The following is a 7,895-nucleotide window of genomic DNA, read 5'->3' as shown; positions in this document are numbered from 1 at the left end:
TCACAGTAGACGCCTGGGCGGGTGGCATTCGCCGCTCGTACCGCCAGGTGATGGGCTAGCGCCGGCCACGTGCGTCCGGCATGATCCAAGCGTGGGCGACGCAGAACCGAGCCGGTTCAGTGAGCCCTCGTTGGCCGACGCCCTGATCCCACTGATCGCCCTGGCGGTCCTGATCGGGGGGTCGTTACTGCTGTTCGGGCTCGACGCCCTCGACGGCCCCATCCAGGTGGCGCTGGTCCTGTGCGCGGCCGTCGCGGCACTGATCGCCCTCAAGAACGGCCACCCCTGGACGGAGGTACAGACGGCGGGCCAGGGAGCGATGGCCTCGGTCACCAGCGCCGTGTTCATCCTGCTCGCGGTCGGCGCCCTGATCGGCACGTGGAACCTGTCCGGAACCATCCCCACGCTGGTCTACTACGGCATCCAGGTCCTCTCGCCCGGTTGGTACTACGCCGCCACTGCGATCATCTGTGGCGTCGTGGCGCTGAGCATCGGCAGCTCGTGGACGACAGCGGGAACGATCGGGGTCGGCCTGGTGGGCATCGCGACGATGCTCGGCGTCTCACCGGAGATCACGGCGGGCGCGGTCATCTCCGGTGCGTATCTGGGCGACAAGACCTCACCCCTCTCCGAGACCACGATCCTCACCGCCCAGATGGTGAAGGTCGACGTCTACGAACACATCAAGCGTCAAGTGTGGACGTCGGTGCCGGCGTTCGTGATCGCGGTCATCGTGTTCTTCGTGATGGGCCTCGCTCACACTGGCCTGACCGAGGACACGGTCGCGACGACGACTGAGCTCGACGCGCTGTCCGACGTCTTCTGGATCACCCCACTCAACCTGCTGCCACTGCTGTTGCTCGGTTACCTCTCGATCCGCAAGGTGCCCGCGTCACTCGCGCTGATGGCCTCTGCCCTGTTCGCAGGGCTGATGGCGGCGTTCACACAACCCGACGTGGTCGCCGACTTCGTCAGCGGCACGGGGAACGTGGTGACGGACTCCATCAAGGCGGTGTGGCAGGCGCTGGCGACCGGGTTCGAGATGAACTCCGGCCTCGCCGAGGTCGACCGACTGGTGTCGCGCGGCGGCATGGACTCCATGCTGCTCACGCTCTGGCTGATCTTCGGCGCCGTGACCTTCGGCGCTCTGCTCGAACACTTCGGCCTGATCGCGCGACTCGTGGACCCGATGATCGCCTCCGCCAGGAGCACGGGTCGACTCTTCCTGACCGTCTTCGCGTGCGCCTTCGGCCTCAACATCGTGGCTGGGGACCAGTACATTGCGCTGGTGCTGCCTTCGCGGGTCTTCCGGATGGAGTTCGCGCGGCGCGGCCTGGCACCGACGAACCTGTCCCGGCTGGCCGCGGACAGCGGCACGGTCACCTCGCCGCTGGTGCCGTGGAACTCGTGCGGTGCGTTCATGGGAGCGACGCTCGGTGTCTCGACCTTGCTGTACGCGCCGTACGCCGTCTTCTGCTGGGCCAGCCCGTTGCTGAGCGTCCTGTACGGATTCACCGGGTTCAGGATCGAGCGGATCGAGCCGTCCGACACGGCCAAGGAGCTGACATGAGCACGACCGAGCAAGCCCCCACAGGGGCCGGCGAGAGCAGCATCGTCCAGAAGATGACGCTCCCGACCCTGACCGCCATGGTCGTCGGTGGCATGGTCGGTGCGGGAGTCTTCTCCCTGCCCGCCCGGTTCGGTGTGGCCACCGGGATCCTGGGCTCCTTGATCGCATGGGCGGTCGCCGGGGCAGGAATGCTGATGCTCGCGTTCGTCTTCCAGAACCTCGCGATCCGCAAGCCCGAGCTCGACTCCGGGGTGTTCATCTACGCCAAGGCCGGATTCGGCGACTACGCCGGCTTCAACTCCGCGATCGGGTTCTGGGCCAGCGCGGTCGCGGGGAACGCGTTCTACTGGGTGTTCATCACGGCGACGCTGGGGGCGTTCTTCGACGGTTTCGGGGACGGCGACACGGTGCTGGCACTGGCTCTGTCGACCATCGGTGTGTGGTTCTTCCACGTGCTGATCGCTCGTGGCGTGCGCGACGCCGCGATCATCAACCGGATCGTCACGGTCTTCAAGGTGCTGCCGATCCTGGTGTTCATCGTCGTCCTGCTCGTCTCGCTCGATGCGGGTGTCTTCGCCGACAACTGGACGGCGTACGGGTACGGAGACCTGGGCTCGCTCGACGAGCAGGTGCGGAACACGATGATCATCACGACGTTCGTGTTCCTGGGCATCGAGGGCGCCAGCGTCTACTCCCGCTACGCCAAGAAGCGGGAGGACGTGGGGAAGGCCACCGTCATGGGGCTCCTCACCGTGCTGTCGATCTTCTCGCTGGTGACGCTGGCCAGCTACTCCGTGATGCCGCAGCCCGAGATCGCCGACACCCGGCAGCCGTCGATGGTCGGGCTCTTCGCGCACGTCGTGGGCGACTGGGGTGAAGCGTTCATCAGCGTGGCGGTCATCGTGTCGGTGCTCGGCGCCTATCTCGCATGGACGCTGATGGCCGCCGAGGTGATGTACATCCCCGCACGCAACCAGGACTTCCCCGCGTTCCTCGGTCGGGAGAACGACAAGGGGACACCGATCACCGCCCTGGTGATCACGTCGATCGCCGTCCAGTCGGTCCTGTTGCTGACTCTCGTCGTGACCGACGCGCTGAACTTCCTGCTGGACCTGTGCACCAGCCTCGCCCTGGTGCCGTACTTCCTGGCCGCGGCGTACTCGTTGAAGCTCGCGCTGACGGGGGAGACCTACGAGGGCGAGCCGCCGGGGGTCAAGCGCAAGGAAGGGATCATCGCCGGCATCGCGACGGTGTACACGCTGTTCCTGTTCGACGCCGCGGGACTGGAGTTCCTGCTGCTGTCCGCGGTGCTCCTCGCGCCCGCCTCGCTCCTGTACATCAAGGCCCGCAGCGAGTCCGGCCTCCGCCTGTTCACGCCCACGGAGATCGGCCTGTTCGTGGTCATCCTGGCCGCCGGAGTCGTCGGCGTCGTCGGGCTGTGGACCGGCCGGATCTCTCTCTGATGCCCTACGGAAGGAACCGACGACATGACCAGTGAGCAGACTCCTCAGGCGGACTCCCGCCCCTCGGCGGCGTACGGCGTGCACTCGGAGGTGGGCAGGCTGCGGAAGGTCCTGGTGTGCGCTCCCGGGCTGGCGCATCGCCGGCTCACGCCCACCAACAGCGACGACCTGCTCTTCGACGACGTGATGTGGGTCGAGAACGCCCAGCGCGACCACGCCGACTTCGTGAACAAGCTGGTCCAGCGTGGCGTCGAGGTCGTGGAGCTGCACGACCTGCTCACGGAAACGCTGGGCGTGCCCGGCGCTCGGGACTGGGTCCTGGACCGCAAGATCGTCGCGAACGAGGTCGGCGTGGGCCTGGTGGACAGCGTCCGCGGGTATCTGTCGAGCCTGGGGGATAGAGCTCTGGCCGAGTACCTGATCGGCGGCCTGGCGACGAACGACCTGCCCGAGGACTTCCGCTCGCCGTACGTCGCCTTGGCCCGTGAGGCGCTCGGCGGCCGCGAGTACCTGATGGCGCCGCTGCCCAACACGCTCTACACCCGTGACACCACGTGCTGGCTCTACGGCGGGGTCACGCTGAATCCGCTCTACTGGCCGGCTCGCCACGATGAGACCCTGCTCTACAAGGCGATCTACACCTACCACCCCGACTTCGTGGGCGCGAACGTGTGGTGGGGGGACCCGGAGCAGGACTGGGGCCGGGCGACGTTCGAGGGCGGAGACATCATGCCGGTGGGCAACGGCGTCGTCCTGATGGGGATGAGCGAACGGACCTCGCGCCAGGCGATCACCCAGGTCGCGTCCGCACTGTTCGCGCAGGGCGCCGCCGAGCGAGTCGTCGTCGCCGGGATGCCCAAGCTGCGCGCAGCGATGCACCTCGACACCGTCTTCACCTTCGCCGACCGCGACATCGTCACCTACTACCCCACGATCGTGGACGGCATCCACGCCTTCTCGCTCCGCCCGGGCGAACAGGACGGGACGGTCGACATCACCGACGAAGGCGACCGCCGTTTCCTCGACGTGGTCGCCGACTCGCTGGGCCTGAGTGCACTCCAGGAGATTCCCACCGGGGGCGACGTCTATCAGTCAGAGCGCCAACAGTGGGACAGCGGCAACAACGCCGTCGCCCTCGAACCAGGGGTGGTGTTCACCTACGACCGCAACACTCTGACGAACTCGCTGCTCCGCAAGGCCGGCGTCGAAGTGATCACCATCGTCGGGGCCGAGCTCGGTCGGGGGCGTGGCGGCGGCCACTGCATGACGTGCCCGATCATCCGTGACGCGGTCGACTACTGAGGACGGACTGGAGCCCGGTCACGGCGTGTCGGCGCTCCCGTCGGTCCCGAGCCGCATCCACACCCACGCTCGGCGCTGGCCCGTGTTCCACTCGGCCTCCTCCTCGGGAGGCAGGCGCGTGAAGCCGTTGGCGAGGTAGCAGGCGATCGCTGCGTCGTTGTCCGGTGTAGTTCGCAGCATCGTCGTCGAGAGCCCGGTCGTGGCGGCCTCCGCAGTGAGCAGGCGAGTCAACAAACCGCCGATCCCTCGTCCCCGCAAGGCCTTCGGCACGATCAGCCGCGCCAGCTCGACCTCGTCCTCCTCCGGGTCGATCCACAGCTCGCCGTACCCGCACGCGCCGCCGTCGACCTCGAGCACCCACGCCACCACCCAGTCGTCCTCCCACCACGTGAGGACGCCGGCAGGCTCCATCGGATGCCACGCGGCGATCATGGCAACGTCCTCGACGGTGGCACGGCGCAGGTTGCCGGCGGGCCGGGTGCCGGCAGCTCGTCTCATGCACCCAATCCTGCAGGTCGGCGGCTCGGCGTGCAGCCGGGCATCCGCGACCTCGGAGCGACGATCGCCTTTCGTGACGATCCGACGCCGGTGTCAGCTCTCGGGGCCACTTCCGGGGTCGACGTGCTGGGCGAGGTACTGCTGCAGGCCGACCCGCTCGATGGCGTCGAGCTGGCACTCGAACCAGTCCGCGTGCTTCTCCTCGTCTCGGACCATCTCCTCGAAGACCGCGGCAGTGCCGTGGTCGCCGAGCTCGTGGCACTCGTGGGCCGAGGCGTTGAACTGGGCCACCGCGGCGAGCTCGCTGTCGCGACCGAGCCGCAGCATCTCCTCGGCGGACTCACCGACCGTGATCGCGTTGAGCTTCTGGAGGTTCGGATGCCCGTCGAAGAGCAGGATCCGGTTGATCAGGTCGTCGGCGTCCCGCATCTCGCCGATGGAGAGGTCGTAGAACACCTTGCCCAACCGGGGCAGCCCCCAGTTGTCCAGCATCCGTGCGTGTAGGAAGTAGGTGTTGGTGACGGTCAGCTCGAACGTGAGCGCGTCACTGAGCAATTGCACGATCCGCTGGTCAACTGGCTGCACCGTCCACCTCCGCGAGGGTCCACGCCTCCTGTGCATGCTGGCACACCAGAGCCTTCACCGTGAAGATGCAGGTGGCGCAGTCCTGCGCCGCTCCGGTCCTGCGACAGACAGCTGCGACGGTGCGTGCCCCCTCGCTGACCGCTGCGTCGACGTCGCGGTCGCTCACCACGCGGCAGTGGCAGACGATCATCGGCGAGCTCCGGCGGTCTGGCATGGGGCGGCGAAGCCGTACCCACACGGTCGAGTGGAAGTGAGGGCAGCCTAACCTATATCCGCCCCTCATGTCTCTCCCTCGAGCGCGGTCGTCTCGAGTCTTCCTGCCGGGTGACCCGGCGGTAGTCTTACGCCCCGTGTCCGCTACCCGTCCCGCCGCTCGCACGAGCCTGGTGATCGCCCTCGACGGCGCCTCCGGCTCGGGCAAGTCCAGCACCTCGCGCGCGGTCGCCATCCGGCTCGGTCTGCGGTACCTCGACACCGGCGCCATGTACCGCGCGCTGACCTGGTGGCTGCTGCGGCAGGGGGTCGACGTCCACGACCCGGCGGCGGTCGCCGCCCGCTGCGGGGAACCGGAGATCGTCTCCGGTACCGACCCGACAGCCCCCACCATCGTGGTGGACGGTATCGACGTCGGCACCGAGATCCGTACCGACAAGGTCAACGCGGCAGTCTCCCCGGTGAGCGCGGTGCCGGAGGTCCGGGCGCGGCTGCTGGAGCTGCAGCGGGCTGTGATCGGACAGGGCGGGATCGTCGTCGAGGGCCGTGACATCGGCTCGGTGGTGTGGCCGCAGGCCGAGGTGAAGGTCTTCTTGAGCGCGGATCCGTCGGCGCGCGCCGAGCGCCGCGCCGCCGAGACGGGGAGCATCGACGTCGCGGGCACCCAGGAGTCCCTGTTGGCACGCGATCGGCTCGACTCCGGGCGCGCCACCGCCCCGCTGACTCGAGTCGACGGTGCCGTGCACATCGACACGACGCCGTACACGCTGGACGAGGTGGTGGAGCAGGTCGTCGCCCTGGTCGGGGCGGGGCCGGCGTGAACCACTACGACCCTCCCGCCAGCGCTCACGTCCCGCACCCGCCGAGGCTGATGCTGAACCGGCTGCGAGCCCCTGCCGCACGCTACTTCCGGCGCCGGTACGTCGTGCGTCAGCACGGTCCTGAGCGGATGCCGCTCCGCGGCCCGGTGATCCTCGCCGCCAACCATGTCGGCGTGCTCGACGGCCCACTGCTGGCGATCTTCGCGCCACGACCGGTGCACGCCTTGACCAAGGAGGAGATGTTCGAGGGACGCACCGGCCGGTTCCTGAGGCGATCGGGGCAGATCCCGCTCGATCGGTTCGCCACCGACCCCCGTGCGGTGCGAACCTCGCTGCGGGTCCTGCGCGACGAAGGCGTCGTCGGCGTCTTCCCCGAGGGCACGCGGGGGGACGGTGAGCTCCACCGGTTCCACCACGGCGCGGCGTACCTCGCCCTGGTCAGCGGCGCTCCGGTCGTGCCGGTGATCCTGCTGGGCACTCGCGTGCCGGGCGGCGGCATCGGCTCGGTACCACCCCGGGGGAGCACGATCGACCTGGTCTTCGGGTCACCGGTCGAGATCGAGGCCCAGCCGTGGCCACGCACCCGGGGAATGGTTCGCGACACCTCGATGCTGTTGCGGGAGCGGATGCTGGCCACACTGGATGAGGCGCGTGCACAGACCGGCCGGGACCTGCCCGGTCCGCTACCAGCCGGACAGAGCGAGGACGACCCGGAGACCGGGCTCCTCGAAGAGGGAGACAGATGAGCGAGGACCAACCCGAGGTCGTCGAGGCTCCTGGAGCGGTGCCGATCCTGGCCGTGGTCGGTCGACCCAACGTGGGGAAGTCGACGTTGGTCAACCGGATCCTCGGACGCCGCGAGGCGGTCGTGGAGGACGTCCCGGGCGTGACCCGCGACCGCGTCTCGTACGACGCGAACTGGTCGGGCCGCGCGTTCACGGTCGTCGACACCGGGGGTTGGGATCCGGACGCCCGGGGCCTGGCCGAGCGGATCGCGGGCCAGGCCGAGATCGCGGTCAGCCTCGCCGACGCCGTTCTCTTCGTGGTGGACGCCACGGTCGGCATCACCGACTCCGACGAAGCGGTCGTCAAGATCCTCCGCAGATCCGGGAAGCCGGTCGTCCTGGCCGCGAACAAGGTGGACGACGCGCGCACCGAGGCCGAGGCGCACGCGTTGTGGAACCTCGGGCTCGGTGAGCCGTTCCCGGTGTCGGCCCTGCACGGCCGTGGGTCGGGAGACCTGCTCGATGCCGTGCTGGCTGCGCTGCCCGAGCCGCCACCGGAGCGGGAACCGGAGCCCGGGGGTCCGCGACGGGTGGCGATCGTCGGCAAGCCGAACGTCGGCAAGTCCTCGCTGCTCAACCGGCTGGCGGGGGAGGAGCGGGCCGTCGTCGACAACGTCGCCGGAACCACCGTCGACCCGGTCGACGAGCTGGTCGAGCT

Annotated in this window: 9 protein-coding genes; 6 read left to right on the top strand and 3 right to left on the bottom strand. The window is 68.7% G+C overall.

Annotated elements, in window-relative coordinates; translation table 11 throughout:
- Positions 1–91 precede the first annotated feature (91 nt).
- From nhaC to VFZ39_RS09245, 3 genes are read left to right on the top strand one after another with little or no spacing between them, the layout of a single operon-like run.
- Positions 92–1,570 (top strand): Na+/H+ antiporter NhaC, encoded by a 1,479-nt coding sequence (nhaC, locus tag VFZ39_RS09255; RefSeq protein ID WP_330865450.1) that lies wholly within the window; start codon positions 92–94, stop codon positions 1,568–1,570.
- Positions 1,567–3,033, top strand: a complete 1,467-nt coding sequence (locus tag VFZ39_RS09250) for a basic amino acid/polyamine antiporter (protein ID WP_330865449.1) — start codon at positions 1,567–1,569, stop codon at positions 3,031–3,033. Before nhaC ends, VFZ39_RS09250 begins: the two co-directional genes overlap by 4 nt.
- Before the next feature lie 24 nt (positions 3,034–3,057).
- Positions 3,058–4,335, top strand: coding sequence for an arginine deiminase (locus VFZ39_RS09245; protein WP_330865448.1), 1,278 nt, complete (start codon positions 3,058–3,060; stop codon positions 4,333–4,335).
- Between the two features lie 18 nt (positions 4,336–4,353).
- Here the strand turns inward: VFZ39_RS09245 and VFZ39_RS09240 are convergent, their stop codons facing one another.
- From VFZ39_RS09240 to VFZ39_RS09230, 3 genes are all read right to left on the bottom strand, one after another.
- Positions 4,354–4,833, bottom strand: a complete 480-nt coding sequence (locus tag VFZ39_RS09240) for a GNAT family N-acetyltransferase (protein ID WP_330865447.1) — start codon at positions 4,831–4,833, stop codon at positions 4,354–4,356.
- A gap of 93 nt (positions 4,834–4,926) precedes the next feature.
- The gene (bfr, locus tag VFZ39_RS09235; protein ID WP_330865446.1) at positions 4,927–5,394 is read right to left on the bottom strand and encodes a bacterioferritin; all 468 of its coding nucleotides are present in this window, start codon (positions 5,392–5,394) and stop codon (positions 4,927–4,929) included.
- Positions 5,395–5,404: 10 nt separating this feature from the next.
- The gene (locus VFZ39_RS09230; RefSeq protein WP_330865445.1) at positions 5,405–5,608 is read right to left on the bottom strand and encodes a (2Fe-2S)-binding protein; all 204 of its coding nucleotides are present in this window, start codon (positions 5,606–5,608) and stop codon (positions 5,405–5,407) included.
- Between the two features lie 160 nt (positions 5,609–5,768).
- Here VFZ39_RS09230 and cmk point away from each other — a divergent pair, with 160 nt between their 5' ends.
- The 3 genes from cmk to VFZ39_RS09215 all read left to right on the top strand — a co-directional run.
- Positions 5,769–6,452, top strand: coding sequence for a (d)CMP kinase (gene cmk, locus VFZ39_RS09225; RefSeq protein ID WP_330865444.1), 684 nt, complete (start codon positions 5,769–5,771; stop codon positions 6,450–6,452).
- Positions 6,449–7,198: a lysophospholipid acyltransferase family protein gene (locus VFZ39_RS09220; protein ID WP_330865443.1), complete on the top strand. Its 750-nt coding sequence runs from the start codon at positions 6,449–6,451 to the stop codon at positions 7,196–7,198. Before cmk ends, VFZ39_RS09220 begins: the two co-directional genes overlap by 4 nt.
- The coding region (locus tag VFZ39_RS09215; protein WP_330865442.1) for a GTPase at positions 7,195–7,895 on the top strand (701 nt) is incomplete at its 3' end. The genes VFZ39_RS09220 and VFZ39_RS09215, both read left to right, overlap by 4 nt.

It is taken from the genome of Nocardioides sp. (assembly GCF_036374615.1).
GTDB lineage: Bacteria > Actinomycetota > Actinomycetes > Propionibacteriales > Nocardioidaceae > Nocardioides.
This window is presented reverse-complemented; position numbering and strand designations above follow the sequence as displayed.

Bases quoted from the DNA above. Each gene is read 5' to 3' on its own strand.
- VFZ39_RS09240 (WP_330865447.1), bottom strand. From the start codon at position 4,833: ATGAGACGAGCTGCCGGCACCCGGCCCGCCGGCAACCTGCGCCGTGCC.
- VFZ39_RS09245 (WP_330865448.1), top strand. From the start codon at position 3,058: ATGACCAGTGAGCAGACTCCTCAGGCGGACTCCCGCCCCTCGGCGGCG.
- VFZ39_RS09230 (WP_330865445.1), bottom strand. From the start codon at position 5,608: ATGATCGTCTGCCACTGCCGCGTGGTGAGCGACCGCGACGTCGACGCA.
- VFZ39_RS09250 (WP_330865449.1), top strand. From the start codon at position 1,567: ATGAGCACGACCGAGCAAGCCCCCACAGGGGCCGGCGAGAGCAGCATC.